Origin of the sequence: Pseudomonas sp. R1-15 (assembly GCF_051132085.1) — a bacterium.
GTDB lineage: Bacteria > Pseudomonadota > Gammaproteobacteria > Pseudomonadales > Pseudomonadaceae > Aquipseudomonas.
Map to the genome: position 1 here is coordinate 1,228,911 of NZ_CP071660.1, position 14,358 is coordinate 1,243,268.

Here is a 14,358-nt window from a genome sequence, read left to right on the forward strand (position 1 = left end):
TTTTCAGCAACCGGTCATCAAACCATCGGGTCGCCGACGTGCAGGATTTTCATCCCGTTGGTGCCGCCGATGGTGTGGTAGCTGTCGCCCTTGGTCAGGATGACCCAGTCGCCGGTCTGCACCACGCCACGCTTGACCAATTCATCCACCGCCGCCTGGCTGACTTCGCCCGGTTGCAGGGCAGCCGGGTCGAACGGCACGGTGTAGACGCCACGGAACATGGCGGCACGGGCCTGGGTTTCGCGGTGTGGGGAGAACGCATAGATCGGCACGGAGGAGCGGATGCGCGACATGATCAACGGCGTGTAGCCACTTTCGGTCAGGGCGATGATCGCCTTTACGCCCGGGAAGTGGTTGGCGGTGTACATGGTCGCCAGGGCAATGCTCTCGTCGCAGCGCTCGAAGGTCTTGCCGATGCGGTGGCTGGAGGTCTTGCCGGTCGGGTGCTTTTCAGCGCCGATGCAGATACGTGCCATGGCCTGCACCGCTTCGAGCGGGTAGAGGCCGGCGGCGCTTTCGGCCGAGAGCATCACGGCGTCGGTGTAGTCGAGCACGGCGTTGGCTACGTCGGACACTTCGGCGCGGGTCGGCATCGGGTTCTGGATCATCGACTCCATCATCTGGGTCGCAACGATCACCGCTTTGTTGTGGCGGCGTGCGTGCAGGATGATCTTCTTCTGGATGCCTACCAGTTCGGCATCGCCGATTTCCACGCCGAGGTCGCCACGGGCCACCATCACGGCGTCGGACGCCTTGATCAGGCCATCGAGGGTTTCATCGTCGGCCACGGCTTCGGCGCGTTCGATCTTGGCTACCAGCCAGGCGGTACCGCCGGCTTCGTCGCGCAGTTGACGGGCGTATTCCATATCCGCCGCGTCGCGCGGGAAGGACACCGCCAGGTAGTCGACTTCCATTTCCGCGGCCAGCTTGATATCGGCCTTGTCTTTATCGGTCAGGGCCGGAGCGGTCAGGCCGCCGCCGCGACGGTTGATACCCTTGTGGTCCGACAGCGGGCCGCCGATGGTCACGACGCAGTTCAGTTCGGTGGCGGTGGCGGTCTCGACGCGCATCACCACGCGGCCGTCGTCGAGCAGCAGCTCGTCGCCCACGCCGCAGTCCTTGACCAGGTCCGGGTAGTCGATACCGACGACTTGCTGGTTACCCTCGGTCAACGGATGGCTGGTGGAAAAGGTGAACTTGTCACCGATCTTCAGCTCGATGCGCTTGTTGGCGAATTTGGCAATGCGGATCTTCGGGCCTTGCAGGTCACCCAGCAGGGCGACGAAGCGGCCATGCTTGGCGGCCAGGTCGCGCACCAGCTTGGCACGAGCCTTGTGCTCGTCGGGGGTGCCGTGGGAGAAGTTCAGGCGGGCAACGTCCAGGCCAGCCAGAATCAGCTGTTCGAGAACTTCCGGCGAGTTACTGGCCGGGCCAAGGGTAGCGACGATTTTGGTGCGACGGACGGACATGCAGGACTCCTCAAGTTCAAGCGCCAGCGAAGGCTACTATGGTCTTTGGGTGTAGTCATTGTTCATGTGCACTACTTATTCGTTTCTTTTTCGAAATGAACATTCCTGAAAATTTCTGCGCCGTTAATTACTAAAGCCGAACATCGCTTTTGTGGCGAGGGAGCTTGCTCCCGCTCGGTTGCGTAGCGACCGCAAAATCTTGGGGCCGCTGCGCCCGAAGCGTCGGACCGGCCCAGCGGGAGCAAGCTCCCTCGCCACAAGAGCTGGTCCGATTGAAGATTTTTCGCGCCAGGTCGATAAAGAGCTCAAGACAGGAGAACCTCCCCATGCGATTCGTGCTTTTTATTGCCTTGGCCCTGAGCATCACGGGCTGCACCCGTTGGTCGATGAACCACCACATGAACCTGGCCTACAAGGCCTACGAGCGCGGCAATTGCGAGCAAGTGATGCTTGAACTGTCCAAGGTCGACCGCGCCAGCCGTGCCCGCCGTTACATGCAGCCGGAAGTCTCGATGATGCGTGGTCAATGCCTGGAGCGGCAAAAGCTGTTCGTCGATGCGGCGCAGACGTACCAGTTCATCCTTACGCAATACCCCAACAGCGAGTACGCCTATCGTGCCCGCGCCCGGCTCGAAACCTTGCAGAGCCTTGGGCATTACCCGACCCGTAGCACCTCGGCCATCCGCCCGACGGCGTTCTGAGCGACCTTGCATCCAAGCCCTCGGCCAAGCGCCGTCGCGGCATTATGATGGGGACCGCATCCGGACTGGCCGTCACCGGAACCTGCGCTATAGTTGTACACATGGCTATTAGAGCTTGAGCTCTAATAGCCATGTGACGCCTGTAGCCGATGATCCTGGACGCTTGCTGGCGTCTGGCACGGGGATCAGGGAGAGCGGGCTCGCTTGGGTTCGTTCCGAAGTGTTCGATTGGGCCGTGAGCGGCCATTAAAAAAGTGATACAGGACATGTACAAAGAGCGCCGTATTGAACGGCATCAGCTGGCTTGTTTTCTTGAGGTATTCAACGGCCTCAACGACAAACCGATCGGTTTTCTGGGCAACGTTTCTGAAAGTGGCCTGATGTTGATCAGTCAATTGCCGTTGATGATTGGCGCAAGCTTTGATCTGTACCTGAAAATCCCCGCCGACGACGGATCACAGCAAGAGATCCGGTTGAAGGCCAAGTGCCTGTGGTGTCATGAAGACGTGACGCCGCAACATTTCGATGCCGGTTTCAGCCTGCAATGGGCGCCGCCGGAGTACGGGTCGCTGGTCAGCGCGTTGCAGCAGTATTTCTGTTTTTATCCGTTGCCCGCCTCGGCTTGAGTAACCGACTCCTGCGCAGGGCCTATGCGGTTCCGGCCTTTTTCCATGCCAGGTATTGGCTCACCAGATCCGCCCCTAGCTCGCCGGGGCGCGAATCCAGGGTCGGGATGCCATGGGCCGCCAATCGCAGATGGAGTCCGGCGCGGGTGTTCATGTAGTCCACCGTCCCGCAATAGGCCAAGGCTTCGGGCTGGGTTTGTACCGGCGCCTGGCGCAACCGGTCGAGTGCCTCTTCGCGCAGGCTGGCCACCAGCACCCGGTGCTGCTGGCCCAGGCGCTTGACGGCAGCCAGCAGTTCCTCGTCGTCCTCATCCCGCAGGTTGGTCACCAACACCACCAGGGCCCGGCGTTTTTGCCGGGCCAGCAGTTGATTGACCGCGACCTGGTAATCGGCGGGATGCTGGCTGCTGTCCAGGTCATAGACGGCGTTGAGCAAGACGTTGAGCTGGCCGCTGCCTTTGACTGGCGCGAGGTAGCGAGGTCGCTCACTGGCGAAGGTATACAGGCCGACGGCGTCGCCCTGGCGCAACGCGGTATAGCTGAGCAACAGGCAGGCATTGAGAGCGTGGTCGAAGTGCGCCAGCTCGTCGTCCTGGCTGCGCATGCGCCGGCCGCAGTCGAGCATGAAGATAATCTGTTGGTCGCGTTCGTCTTCGTACTCACGGGCGATCGGCGTACGGTGGCGGGCGGTGGCCTTCCAGTCGATCTGGCGCAGGCTGTCGCCCTCGCGGAACTCGCGCAACTGATGAAATTCCTGGCCCTGGCCACGGCGCTGCCGCTGGCGTATGCCGAGCTGGCTCAGCCAGTTGTCGACGGCCAATAGCTGGCCGTCATAGAGCCTGGCGAAATCCGGGTAGACGCGAGTGTTGTCGAGCGCCTCCAACAGGCGTTTGCCGGACCACAACCCCAGCGGGCTGGGCAGGCTGATCTCGCAGTGGCTGAAAATGAAATGACCGCGCTTGAGCGGGCGCAAGCGGTAGCCGAGCTGGCTGCGTTGGCCGGGTTGAAGTTCGACCGACAAGGGCAGGTCGTCGAAGTCGAGGCCATCGGGTACGTGATCGAACACCTGGACCGGCATCGGCTGGGCAAAATCATGGCTGATCTGCAGGCGCACTTCGCCCCATCGGCCCAGTGCCAGGCTGCCCGGCATGTGCCGCTGTACGCGGGGCGAAGGCAGGCGCCGCAGCCGCACGGCATCGAGCAGCGCCAAGGCCAGCAAGGCCAGCAGCATCCCCCAGTTGATCGACAGGAGTGTCGACGGCACCGCGATGCCCAGCGCTCGCAATGTGCCTAGCACGATGCCGACAGCCAGCAGGATCGCGAGCCAGATGAGCAACAGGCGCGAGGGTTTCATGGGCGCATCCTTGCCGCGCGATTTTTCACAGCCGCGGCGCCGAGACTTGATCGAGCAACTGCCCCAGCACCTGGTCCACCGAGAGCCCCTCGATGTCCAGCTCCGGCGCCAGCCTTACGCGATGGCGCAGCACGGCCAGGGCGCAGCCCTTGATGTCGTCCGGGACCACGAATTCGCCACCGCGCAGCAGCGCCCGGGCCCTTGCGCAGCGTACCAGCGCGATCGAGGCGCGCGGCCCGGCGCCCAGCGTCAGCCCCGGCCAGCTGCGAGTGGCGCGGGCCAGGCGGACGGCGTAGTCGAGGACCTGATCGTCCATCGGCAGGTCACTGGCGATGCGCTGCAACGCCTGCACATCCTTGGCTTGCAGCACCGTGCGCAACGGTTGCACGTCAAGCATGTCGGCCCGGGTCGAGCGGCTGACCTGGCGGACCATGTCCAGTTCCTGGTCGGCATCGGGATAGTCCATGCGGACCTTGAGCATGAAGCGGTCGAGCTCGGCTTCCGGCAGCGGGTAAGTGCCTTCCTGTTCGATGGGGTTCTGGGTCGCCAGCACCATGAACGGTTGGGCGATCGGCAGGGCGCGGCCTTCCAGGGTGACCTGGCGTTCCTGCATGGCCTCGAGCAGCGCCGCCTGGGTTTTTGCCGGCGCGCGGTTGATCTCGTCGGCCAGCAGGAGGTTGGTGAAAACCGGACCCTTGCGCAACTTGAACTGCTCGGTTTGCAAGTCGTACACCGCATGGCCGGTGACGTCGCTGGGCATCAGGTCGGGCGTGAACTGGATGCGCGCGAACTCGCCACTGAAACAGCGCGCGAGCGCGCGCACCAGCAACGTCTTGCCCAACCCGGGAACGCCTTCGAGCAGCACATGCCCGCCAGCGATCAACGCCGTGAGCACATCGTCGACCACCGCAGCCTGGCCGACCACCGCCTTGTGCAGTTCGGTACGGATCGCCTGGGCCAACTGGCTGGCGCGCTGGCGCTGTTGGGCGGCATGGGCCTGGCCGTCGACAGGTTCGTTCTGTTCAGTCGTCAATTCTGGCGTTCTCTTAACTGTTGAGTTTGATTAGCGCTGGATAACTTGCGCAGGTGAAAACAGTCCGCTTGCATACCACGGCAACTCACCTCCCACCTGACAGCCGAGTCGTCGGCATGACTCAGCCCATCTGGATATGCAGGTTCGGAAGGATCAGTCCAGCGAAGCGTGCGGGCAAGCCCGCTTCCACCGTGCGAGACCTGGGCGTACTACTGACCACTATTCCCGCTTCGATCAAGTGGCTCAGTTCTTCCGTTGCGAGTCGATCCTTCAATCCTGTAAATACCTTGAATTCCGCACGCGGCATCGCACCTTGGGTGAGAAGCGCCAACACAGCACCGGCACTGGCGGGTCTGATCCCCGCACGGCGAAGGCCAGCATCCGTCGAAAACACATGGAAGATCTGCTCGCGTAGCCTGGCTGGGTTGAGTGAGGTTGTCATGTATTCAATCTGGTCGCGACAGACATCGAGCATGAACTCGATAAAGTTAAAGTAATGGCGCTGTGAGAGTTGACCTCGCCCGTCACAGTCGCCTTCTCGAGTTCGATCAGCCAAAGCCAGGAAACGATAGTATTCATCCTGCCTTCGGGCCAAGCCACGCGACAGTGACCAAAGAAACGGTTTTAGCCCGAGGTGGACAAGCTGCAGGTGGGTGAGCATCCGGATCACTCGACCATTGCCATCAAGGAAGGGGTGGACAAGCGCCACACGGTGATGACCCGCCAGGGCGGCGATCAATTGGCGTCGGGGGTCGTTTATACGTCCATAGTGCAGTTGCAGATGCTCAAGCATGGGCAATACCGCAGTAGCAGCTGGGGCGACATGTGCGCCGACCTGGACCTGTTCATTCGCTTCGGCCCGCAGCTTTCCTGGTTCCATCATCCGACCGTCGCTCAGGATCAGCTCCTGCGTTGAGGCGTCTTTGAACAGTCGACGGTGAATGGTCGCGATCAACTGGGGATCGAACAAGGCAGAGAAACTGTCCGCCGGGCGCATGCGAAGCAATCGCTCCATCACCTCCTGCTGTGTCATGTGTTGCACGGCAAGCTCTTTGAGCTCCTTTCGCTGGCGTTTCGGCGTGGTGCGAGCGACCTGGAGATCAGCGATCTCGGTTCGATGCCCCTCGATCAGATTCGAATAGTAGGTATTGGTGATGCGCAACAGGCTCGCCAGTTGCTTCGATGTCTCATCGGCGAGCCGCCCGGCAAGAAACTCTGCTTTGCGCGGCAACTGATCCGCGGCCTGAATGATCGAGGCGGGAAGATTTTCCGGCAGTACTGGATCCAGGTACGTTTTCGAGGTAATCATCGTTTTGCTTCCAGCGAGCGGAAACGGCTGTTTGTTTGGCAACTTTGCGGAAATTCCTGCGGAAAGTAAAATGGCGATAATGCCCGCAGCTGCTATGGTTAGTGACAGGGTACGATAGGTTATATAGAGCTTTTTTGCGGATTTTTTTTCGGAATCTATAAGGCATTCCTGAGAGTTTGCAAAAGGGCAACCTGGCGGCAGAACTCAGTGCTGGACATGCGCTGCGCCGGCCGGGGGCTGAGGGCCTGGCTGATGGTTCGCGTGGGTTGGCGGGTCAGGCGTGCAAGCACTTGCCATTGTTCGGCGACGACCAGCCGTTCGAAACCTGGATGAAGCTGGCGCGCCCGGCGCAACACGTCATGCTGCAAACTCTGCAACAGGTGTTGCCGGCCGTGGTGGCGCAGCTGGAACGCGGCGCTGGCCTGCAGGTGTTCCAGTAACTGCCGTCGCGCCTTGGGGGCGGGTTGTTGCAACGGGCCATGCCGCACCGCCGAGCGCCAGAACCACAGCCCGATCAGGACCAGCAGCGCCACCAGGGCCTGGGGGAAATAGCGCAGCAGCAGGGTCAGCAGGTTGTCGTGCTCGATGTCGAACAGCAGCATGACATTCGTGTCGGCACTCAGGTACCAGAGCAGCCAGGCGTTGTCGTATTGGTCGATCTGGTCGTTCTTCCACAGCTCGGCGTCAGTGAGCACAGTGATGGTGCCGAGGCCGTGGTTCAGTTGCATCATGTGAGTTGCCTGTGCGCTGTTGGCCCAGGCCTGGGCGAGGTTCTGCGGGTCTTCGAGATGGAAGTCGGTGTCGAAGCCGACATAGGCCGGCGCTTCTTCATCTTCCAGATAAAGCTTGGTCAGTTCGGGATAGCGATCCTTGATGAGTTCGGCGTCGGATTCCTCGAGGTCCTTGCTGAGGAGTTGGCGCAGACCCACGCGGTCCAGCAACAAATCGCCGCTGCTGCTGGTGCTGTCATCCCACAAGGCCTCGGCGACGAACAGCAGCCGTCCGCCGGCCCGGGTCCAGTTCATCAATTGGTCGGCCTCCCGTGGCGTCATGTCGCTGCGCTCGCCCAGCAACAGCAGGCTGCGCTGGTGGGGTTCGAGGCCGGGCAGGACGTCCAGGCTGTTGGCGTGATCGACTTCTACCCCATGCCGACGCAGGAAATGTTCCGCCGCCAGGTAGGGATTGGCCTGGGCTTCGGGGGATGGGCCGTGATCAATGGTTTCCTGGTAGGGCACGGCTTTCGTGGACAAGTAGAGGCCCACTGCACCAACCAACGCCGCAACCAGCGCCGCGACCAGCCATCCGGCGCGGCGGCTCATCGGGAAACTCCCGGACCGAACAGGCCGCGCCAGCCATCGCACAGCTCCCGTTGCAGATGCGGCGCTGGTGGACGGTGCCCGTAGGCGATGTTTTGCCAGTGCTGGGTCAGGTTTTTGCTGAAGACCAGCAGGTCCCGCTGCTGAAGCTGTTCGACACGTTGCAATACCTGGCCTTCGGTGTCGGCGGGTTTCAGGGGGATGGCGAATTCATGGTGCAACCGGCTGAGCAAGGCTCGATACAGCAAGCCCAATGCCTCGCGGGGCGCGGTGGACCATAGCTGTTCGGCGCGGGTCGCCACATCCTCCGGCAGGCTCTCTTCGCGGATATCCAGGCCGAACATCTGCACCGGCGCAGCGGGTTTCGAATGCATGCGCTGTGCTGGCCTACGGTTCGCCAGGGTCTTGAGACTATGGCGGTAATGCCAGGCCAGCCAGGCGATGGCCGTCAACAGGGCCGCCCAGAGCAGCACCTGGATCAGCGCGGCAATACCCTCGAAGCGTTTTTTCGACAGCCATTCGAACAGCGATTTGAGCCAGCCCGGCGCTCCATCGGTTTCAGCTGGCTCGGCTGATTCGTCTGGTTTTTCGGCTTCTTCGCCGAAACGATAGCGGGTGATCGTTTCCGGATTCTTGAATGGCGGCGCTTCGAGAATCGCTTCAATGCTCTCCCGAGAGGCCTCGCTGGTCAGCGGCTGGTTGAGCAAGCGCGGGCTGTCGGGACCGTTATCGTCCTGCGCGGCCCAGGCAGGTGGCGCCAGCGGCAGCAGCGATATCGCCAGCAGCAACAGCGCCGGGGCCAAGCCGGCCAGGCGCTGGCGCAGGCGCCGGAATACCAGTTCGATGTCCCAGGCCTCGAGAATCGTGCGGCGGTTCAGGTAGAGGCTGAAGCCACAGGCGACGTAAACCGGTTCCCAGAAGATCAGCAACAGTGGATACAGGAAGTTGACCAGGTGTTCGAGCCACAGCCAGTCGTGCTCGGCCACGGCGATCAGGGTCTGCCAGTCCCATTCCAGCTCGACCTGTTGCGGTATGAACAGATAGAACAGCGCCATCAGGCCGAACCACAGCGCGGTTTCCAGGTGCACGCCGATGATGGTCAGCCACTGCGCCGCGCCGCCGTTGCGCTGCAGCAGGACGCGCAAGCGTTGCTCGCGCGCCTCGCCGGCCAGGCCTTCGAGTTGCACCACCGGCATCAGGAAGCTGCGGTTCAGGCTCAGCCGTCGCCAGGTCAGGCTAGCCAGCAATTGCGGCTTGAGCAGCGCGGGCCATTGGCGCAACGCCTGCTTCAGCGTAGGCGGCTCGCCAAACAGGGCCTTCGATAAAATGAACAGGGGCAGGCGGTCGAAGGCCGGTTTCAGCCACCAGAACACAATGACTACCAGCGACGGCGAGTCCCACAGCAACAGGGTCAGCAGCGCATACACCGGTAGCGTGACGATGGCCCAACTGGTCATCAGCAGCCGTCGGTGCTGCTGGCTCATCAGCACGCCGAGGTCCATGGCTTCCCAGGTGGTGCGGGGGCGGATGACAACGCTGGCGTCACTCAGGCGCATGGTGGCCTCGTCCGGCAAACAGCAGATACCCGAGCACCAGCAGCCACAATAAGGCGCCGACGATGTATTTGGTGGTGGGTGTCACCGCGCTGGAAGACCAGTAGGCCTCGACGAACGCGGCGATGAGCAGCAACAGCACCACGCCGCCGATGATCAGCACGCTCTTGCCGGCGGCGAGCCGTAACGCTTCGCCTCGGGTGAGACGCCCCGGCGCGATCAGTGCCCAACCGAGCAACAGGCCCGCCGCGCCGGCCAGGACGATGGCGGTGAGTTCGAAGGCGCCGTGGCCGATCACGAATGACCAGAACGTCGATCCCGAACCGATCTGGGTCAGGTGCCCGGCCACCGCGCCGATGGTCAGGCCGTTGAAGAACAGGAAGAATGCGCTGCCCAGGCCAAACAGCAAGCCGCTGGCGAACGTCTGAAAAGCAATGCCGATGTTGTGCATGATGTAATAGCCGAACATGACCCAGTCTTCGCTGGCGGCCCGCTCGATCGAGCGCCCGAGGTGGCCGGCGGCAGGGTCGTACATGCCGCGTATCTGGCTGGCTTCTTCGACGCTCAACACGCTGTAGACCAGTTCGGGGAACAGGTAGACCAGCAGCCCGATGCCGACCAGGCTACCAAGGAACATCACGGCCGCCGCCAGCACGAATCGCCATTGCTCACGAACCAGTCGGGGGAAACCGGCCAGGATGAAGGTCGACAGGCTGGCCGAGAACCGGCCGCGGTCCCGGTAGAGTTGCTGGTGACCACGCAGGGCCAATTGCTGCAACGCGTCTATTAAAAGGCTGCTGTAGCCCCTGGCCTGGGCCAGCGTCAGGTGGTGGCAGAGGCGTCGATAGGCATTGGGGAAATCGCTGCTCTGCGCGACGTTGCGGCTGCGCTCCAATTGGTCGAGCTGTTGGGACAGACGGTCCCATTCCTCTTGATGACGTTTTTCGAAAAGGCTTTGTTTCATGTCGGCCCCAGCAGGCCGCGGGCGATGCCATTGAGTTCGGCCACGGCGCCGGAAGGGTGCACCTTCAGCGGCGCGGCGAGGATCGTCGCCAGTTCGGTGACCCTGGCACCGGACAGTTCTGCCTGGCGCTCGGCGAAGCCCAGCACGGCACGCTGCTCGTTGAGGTCGAGGACAAAAGGTGGCGGTATCGGTCGGGCCGATGGCAGGATGGGGCGATTGATCGCTTGTTCGCGATAAACCACCAGGGTCCCGGCCGCCAGGTCGCCCAGGCGCTTGAACGCTGGATGCTGCAGGCAGGTAATCGCCCCGAACGCATAGCCGAAGGGCAGCATGTCGACGAAGCGCAGCAGGTTGCGGATCAGCGAGGCCGACCAGTCGACAGGCCGGCCGTCATCCTGCACCACGCGCAAACCCATGATCTGCTTGCCGGGGGAACGCCCCTGGTTCAGCACCTCGAACAGCACCATGTACCACCAACTGATGACAAACAGCAGGATCGAGCCCAGGCCGACGCCCAGTTCGCCAAAAAACGCCAGGATCAGGAACAGCAGGCCCAAGGCCAGGCCCCGTATGCCGAGGTCGATGGCAAAGGCCAGGGCGCGAGGCATCAACCCCGCCGGGCGCAGCGGCAGGTCGATGCCCTCGGGCGTCTCGACCTGGTAACGCGTGTCCAGTGGCGCGGGCAGCGGCGCGTTCCTTTGCAATGCTGGTGTCTCGAGCATGGGCAACCTGTGAGGGGGCGGTTCGAACGTTCGATCTCGGCCCAGATGCTAGCAGTCTTCGTGCAGGCGCACGATACAACTCTGTGGGTCATTTCACGCTTCCTGTAAACAACAGGGATCTTGCGGGAGGGCGCAGGCTTGCGCCTCCCAGGAATTCAAAAGTTACAGCAGCGCTGGCCGCCGGCCGGTTGCAGCGCCTAGACTTCGCCAGTCCTCAGCACAGGAACCACCCGTGACCTCCATTTTCTGGTACGACTACGAAACCACCGGCATCAATCCGCGTTGCGACCGCCCCTTGCAGGTGGCCGGGATACGTACCGATTTCGAACTCAATGAAATCGATGAACCGGTGAACCTGTACTGCCGGCCCAGCGATGACATCCTGCCCCATCCGGCCGCATGCGCGATCACCGGGATCACACCGGCATGCCTGGCGGAAAAAGGCTTGAGCGAGGCCGATTTCATGACCCGCGTCCATGCGCAACTGGCCGCGCCCGGGACCTGTGGCGCCGGCTACAACACGCTGCGCTTCGATGACGAGATGACCCGCTACAGCCTTTATCGGAATTTCTTCGACCCGTACGCACGGGAATGGCAGGGGGGCAACAGTCGCTGGGACCTGATTGACCTGGTGCGGGCCGCCTATGCGTTGCGCCCCGATGGGATTGTCTGGCCGCAGGAGGAGGGGCGCGTCACCCTCAAGCTCGAACGCCTGACCGCCGCCAACGGCATCGACCATGGCCAGGCCCATGATGCGCTGTCGGATGTACGTGCAACGATTGCCCTGGCCCGGTTGATCCGTCAGAGACAACCCCGGCTTTACGACTGGCTGTTCCAGTTGCGCACTAAACAGAAAGTCATGGACCAGGTCCGCCTGCTACAGCCCATGGTGCACATCTCCGGGCGCTTCTCGGCGGCGCGAAACTACATCGGCGTGGTCCTGCCGCTGGCCTGGCATCCGAAGAACCGCAACGCCCTGATCGTCTGCGATCTGCATCTGGACCCTCAAGGGCTGCTGGACCATGACGCCGAAATCCTGCGCCAACGCTTGTATACCCGCCGTGAAGAGTTGTTGGAAGGGGAATTGCCCGTACCCCTCAAGCTTATTCATATCAACAAATGCCCGGTGGTCGCGCCGCTGTCAGTCCTGCGCGACGAGGACCAGCAACGTCTGCAACTGGACATGGAAGGTTATCGCCAGCGGGCGCTGCGGCTAAGTGACGCACAGCAAGTCTGGCACGATAAACTCCAGGCGATTTACGGTCGCGAGGATTTCACTGCGAGCGAGGACCCCGAACAACAGTTGTACGCTGGATTCATGGGTGATCGTGATCGGCGTTTGTGCGAACAAGTGCGCCAGGCAGATCCCGACCAGTTGGCGGGGGAACGTTGGCATTTCGATGATGAGCGCCTGCCGGAATTATTATTCCGATACCGGGCCCGTAACTTCCCCGACACCTTGAGCACTGAAGAGCAGGTACGCTGGAAACTATTTTGCCAGCAGCGACTGAAATCGCCGGAGTGGGGGGCGCCTAATACCCTGGAAAGTTTTGATGAGGCGATGACGCAGTGGCTGGCGCTTTCCAGCCCAATGCAGCAAGAGGTGCTGACTCAATGGCAGGGTTATAGCCAGCAATTGCGCAAACGTTTGAGCCTTTGAGTCGCCGCGCTGCCATGTAAGGAAATAAATCAGAAGTGGACAGGCAACAAAAAACGCCAGCAATCGCTGGCGTTTTTTTCTGCGTCGAGAACGCTTCGAACCGCCGGAGCTTAGCCCAGCAGGGTCGCCCAGCCTTCAACCACGTCGCCGCCCCACTTGGCTTTCCACTCTTTCAGAGTCTTGTGGTTGCCACCTTTGGTTTCGATGACTTCACCGTTGTGCGGGTTCTTGTATTGCTTAACTTTGCGAGCGCGCTTGGTGCCGGTAGTTTTCACAGCGCCACGCGGGGCTTTGCTCGACTTGGACTCTGGATCCAACAGGGCAATGATATCGCGCAGGGACTTGGAGTATTCACCCATCAGCGTGCGCAGTTTGCCTTCGAATTCCAGTTCTTTTTGCAGTTTGTCGTCTTTGGACAGGTCGGCCAGACGTTGTTGCAGTTCTTCAATGGCTTGTTTTGTAGCGTTGTATTCGGTGATCAGGGACATGGGGACTACCTTATGTAGGACGCTGGTGACAAGGAGACAGTGGGGTAATAGTAATCAGACAGTTTCATCAAGTAAACATTTAAGCCGTGTTTATTTAATTAATAGTGCGCTAGCACAGAGTGGACACCGTGAAATAAATAATGTGATGCAGTCTTCACATCTGTTCACGATAAAGCTTGCCATGCGGGCATTGGCAGTCCAGGTCAGCCACTGCTGGGCGCGATGTGTGATCGATACTGCAGTTTTGCCGCGCAATGGCTAGAATGGCCGCCTTTGCGAAGTTCTGGAGTTCCCCTAATGCGCACTTTTCGGCTGGTGATCGCTTGCCCGGACCGCGTCGGTATCGTTGCTAAAGTCAGTAACTTTCTGGCGTCCCATAACGGCTGGATCACTGAAGCAAGCCACCATTCGGACAATCAGAGTGGTTGGTTTTTCATGCGTCACGAGATACGCGCCGACTCGCTGCCCTTCGGCATCGAAGCCTTCCGCGAGGCATTCGCCCCGATTGCCGAAGAGTTTTCGATGGACTGGCGCATCACCGATACCGCGCAGAAAAAGCGCGTAGTGCTGATGGCCAGTCGTGAGTCCCACTGCCTGGCTGATCTGTTGCACCGCTGGCACAGCGATGAGCTCGATTGCGACATCGCCTGTGTCATTTCCAACCATGACGACTTACGCAGCATGGTGGAATGGCACGGCATCCCTTATTACCACGTACCGGTCAACCCGCAGGACAAGCACCCGGCGTTCGCCGAGGTCTCGCGGCTGGTCAAGCAGCACGACGCCGAGGTGGTGGTACTGGCCCGCTACATGCAAATCCTGCCGCCGTCACTGTGCAGCGAATACGCGCATAAAGTCATCAACATCCACCACAGTTTCCTGCCGTCGTTCGTTGGTGCCAAGCCTTACCACCAGGCCTCGATGCGCGGAGTGAAGCTGATCGGCGCCACGTGCCACTACGTGACCGAAGAGCTGGACGCCGGCCCGATCATCGAGCAGGACGTGGTCCGTGTCAGCCACAGCGACAGCATTGAAGACATGGTGCGCTTCGGCCGCGACGTGGAAAAAATGGTCCTGGCGCGCGGCTTGCGCTATCACTTGGAAGACCGCGTACTGGTGCACGGCAACAAGACCGTGGTCTTCTGATCTGTAGTCTTCTGACT

The 14,358-nt window shown here is 61.3% G+C and carries 13 protein-coding genes; 4 read left to right on the forward strand and 9 right to left on the reverse strand.

What is annotated here, in order from left to right; translation table 11 throughout:
• Nucleotides 1-17: 17 nt before the first annotated feature.
• Entirely contained in the window at nt 18-1,469 is a 1,452-nt protein-coding gene (gene pyk / locus J3P97_RS05275; RefSeq protein WP_305496457.1) for a pyruvate kinase, read from the reverse strand.
• 326 nt (nt 1,470-1,795) lie between these two features.
• Here pyk and J3P97_RS05280 point away from each other — a divergent pair, with 326 nt between their 5' ends.
• The gene (locus tag J3P97_RS05280; RefSeq protein WP_305496455.1) at nt 1,796-2,170 is read left to right on the forward strand and encodes a tetratricopeptide repeat protein; all 375 of its coding nucleotides are present in this window, start codon (nt 1,796-1,798) and stop codon (nt 2,168-2,170) included.
• A 266-nt stretch (nt 2,171-2,436) separates the two neighbouring features.
• Nucleotides 2,437-2,796 (forward strand): PilZ domain-containing protein, encoded by a 360-nt coding sequence (locus tag J3P97_RS05285; protein WP_434569652.1) that lies wholly within the window; start codon nt 2,437-2,439, stop codon nt 2,794-2,796.
• A gap of 22 nt (nt 2,797-2,818) precedes the next feature.
• On the opposite strand, the gene J3P97_RS05290 is transcribed toward J3P97_RS05285, so the two are convergent.
• From J3P97_RS05290 to J3P97_RS05320, 7 genes are all read right to left on the reverse strand, one after another.
• Complete coding sequence (locus J3P97_RS05290; RefSeq protein WP_434602936.1) at nt 2,819-4,150, reverse strand: DUF58 domain-containing protein; 1,332 nt, start codon at nt 4,148-4,150, stop codon at nt 2,819-2,821.
• Nucleotides 4,151-4,175: 25 nt separating this feature from the next.
• Entirely contained in the window at nt 4,176-5,183 is a 1,008-nt protein-coding gene (locus tag J3P97_RS05295) for an AAA family ATPase (RefSeq protein WP_305496452.1), read from the reverse strand.
• Between the two features lie 121 nt (nt 5,184-5,304).
• The gene (locus J3P97_RS05300) at nt 5,305-6,492 is read right to left on the reverse strand and encodes a Fic family protein (protein ID WP_434673632.1); all 1,188 of its coding nucleotides are present in this window, start codon (nt 6,490-6,492) and stop codon (nt 5,305-5,307) included.
• A gap of 155 nt (nt 6,493-6,647) precedes the next feature.
• Nucleotides 6,648-7,811, reverse strand: a complete 1,164-nt coding sequence (locus J3P97_RS05305) for a DUF4350 domain-containing protein (RefSeq protein WP_434673633.1) — start codon at nt 7,809-7,811, stop codon at nt 6,648-6,650.
• A complete protein-coding gene (locus tag J3P97_RS05310; protein ID WP_434673634.1) occupies nt 7,808-9,364 on the reverse strand; it encodes a DUF4129 domain-containing protein in 1,557 nt (518 codons plus the stop codon). Before J3P97_RS05310 ends, J3P97_RS05305 begins: the two co-directional genes overlap by 4 nt.
• Complete coding sequence (locus tag J3P97_RS05315) at nt 9,351-10,325, reverse strand: stage II sporulation protein M (RefSeq protein WP_434673635.1); 975 nt, start codon at nt 10,323-10,325, stop codon at nt 9,351-9,353. Before J3P97_RS05315 ends, J3P97_RS05310 begins: the two co-directional genes overlap by 14 nt.
• Nucleotides 10,322-11,047, reverse strand: a complete 726-nt coding sequence (locus J3P97_RS05320; RefSeq protein ID WP_434673636.1) for an RDD family protein — start codon at nt 11,045-11,047, stop codon at nt 10,322-10,324. The genes J3P97_RS05315 and J3P97_RS05320 overlap by 4 nt, the downstream gene beginning before the upstream one ends.
• 232 nt (nt 11,048-11,279) lie before the next feature.
• Here J3P97_RS05320 and sbcB point away from each other — a divergent pair, with 232 nt between their 5' ends.
• The gene (gene sbcB / locus J3P97_RS05325) at nt 11,280-12,707 is read left to right on the forward strand and encodes an exodeoxyribonuclease I (protein WP_434673637.1); all 1,428 of its coding nucleotides are present in this window, start codon (nt 11,280-11,282) and stop codon (nt 12,705-12,707) included.
• Between the two features lie 110 nt (nt 12,708-12,817).
• Here sbcB and mvaT read toward each other — a convergent pair whose 3' ends face one another.
• On the reverse strand, nt 12,818-13,195 hold the full coding sequence (gene mvaT, locus J3P97_RS05330) for a histone-like nucleoid-structuring protein MvaT (protein ID WP_305496444.1): 378 nt from the start codon (nt 13,193-13,195) through the stop codon (nt 12,818-12,820).
• Nucleotides 13,196-13,492: 297 nt separating this feature from the next.
• Here mvaT and purU point away from each other — a divergent pair, with 297 nt between their 5' ends.
• Nucleotides 13,493-14,341, forward strand: a complete 849-nt coding sequence (purU, locus tag J3P97_RS05335; protein ID WP_305496443.1) for a formyltetrahydrofolate deformylase — start codon at nt 13,493-13,495, stop codon at nt 14,339-14,341.
• The last annotated feature ends 17 nt before the right edge of the window (nt 14,342-14,358 follow it).

Bases quoted from the DNA above. Each gene is read 5' to 3' on its own strand.
- pyk (WP_305496457.1), bottom strand. From the start codon at position 1,469: ATGTCCGTCCGTCGCACCAAAATCGTCGCTACCCTTGGCCCGGCCAGT.
- J3P97_RS05280 (WP_305496455.1), top strand. From the start codon at position 1,796: ATGCGATTCGTGCTTTTTATTGCCTTGGCCCTGAGCATCACGGGCTGC.
- J3P97_RS05285 (WP_434569652.1), top strand. From the start codon at position 2,437: ATGTACAAAGAGCGCCGTATTGAACGGCATCAGCTGGCTTGTTTTCTT.
- J3P97_RS05290 (WP_434602936.1), bottom strand. From the start codon at position 4,150: ATGAAACCCTCGCGCCTGTTGCTCATCTGGCTCGCGATCCTGCTGGCT.
- J3P97_RS05300 (WP_434673632.1), bottom strand. From the start codon at position 6,492: ATGATTACCTCGAAAACGTACCTGGATCCAGTACTGCCGGAAAATCTT.
- J3P97_RS05305 (WP_434673633.1), bottom strand. From the start codon at position 7,811: ATGAGCCGCCGCGCCGGATGGCTGGTCGCGGCGCTGGTTGCGGCGTTG.
- J3P97_RS05310 (WP_434673634.1), bottom strand. From the start codon at position 9,364: ATGCGCCTGAGTGACGCCAGCGTTGTCATCCGCCCCCGCACCACCTGG.
- J3P97_RS05315 (WP_434673635.1), bottom strand. From the start codon at position 10,325: ATGAAACAAAGCCTTTTCGAAAAACGTCATCAAGAGGAATGGGACCGT.
- J3P97_RS05320 (WP_434673636.1), bottom strand. From the start codon at position 11,047: ATGCTCGAGACACCAGCATTGCAAAGGAACGCGCCGCTGCCCGCGCCA.
- mvaT (WP_305496444.1), bottom strand. From the start codon at position 13,195: ATGTCCCTGATCACCGAATACAACGCTACAAAACAAGCCATTGAAGAA.
- purU (WP_305496443.1), top strand. From the start codon at position 13,493: ATGCGCACTTTTCGGCTGGTGATCGCTTGCCCGGACCGCGTCGGTATC.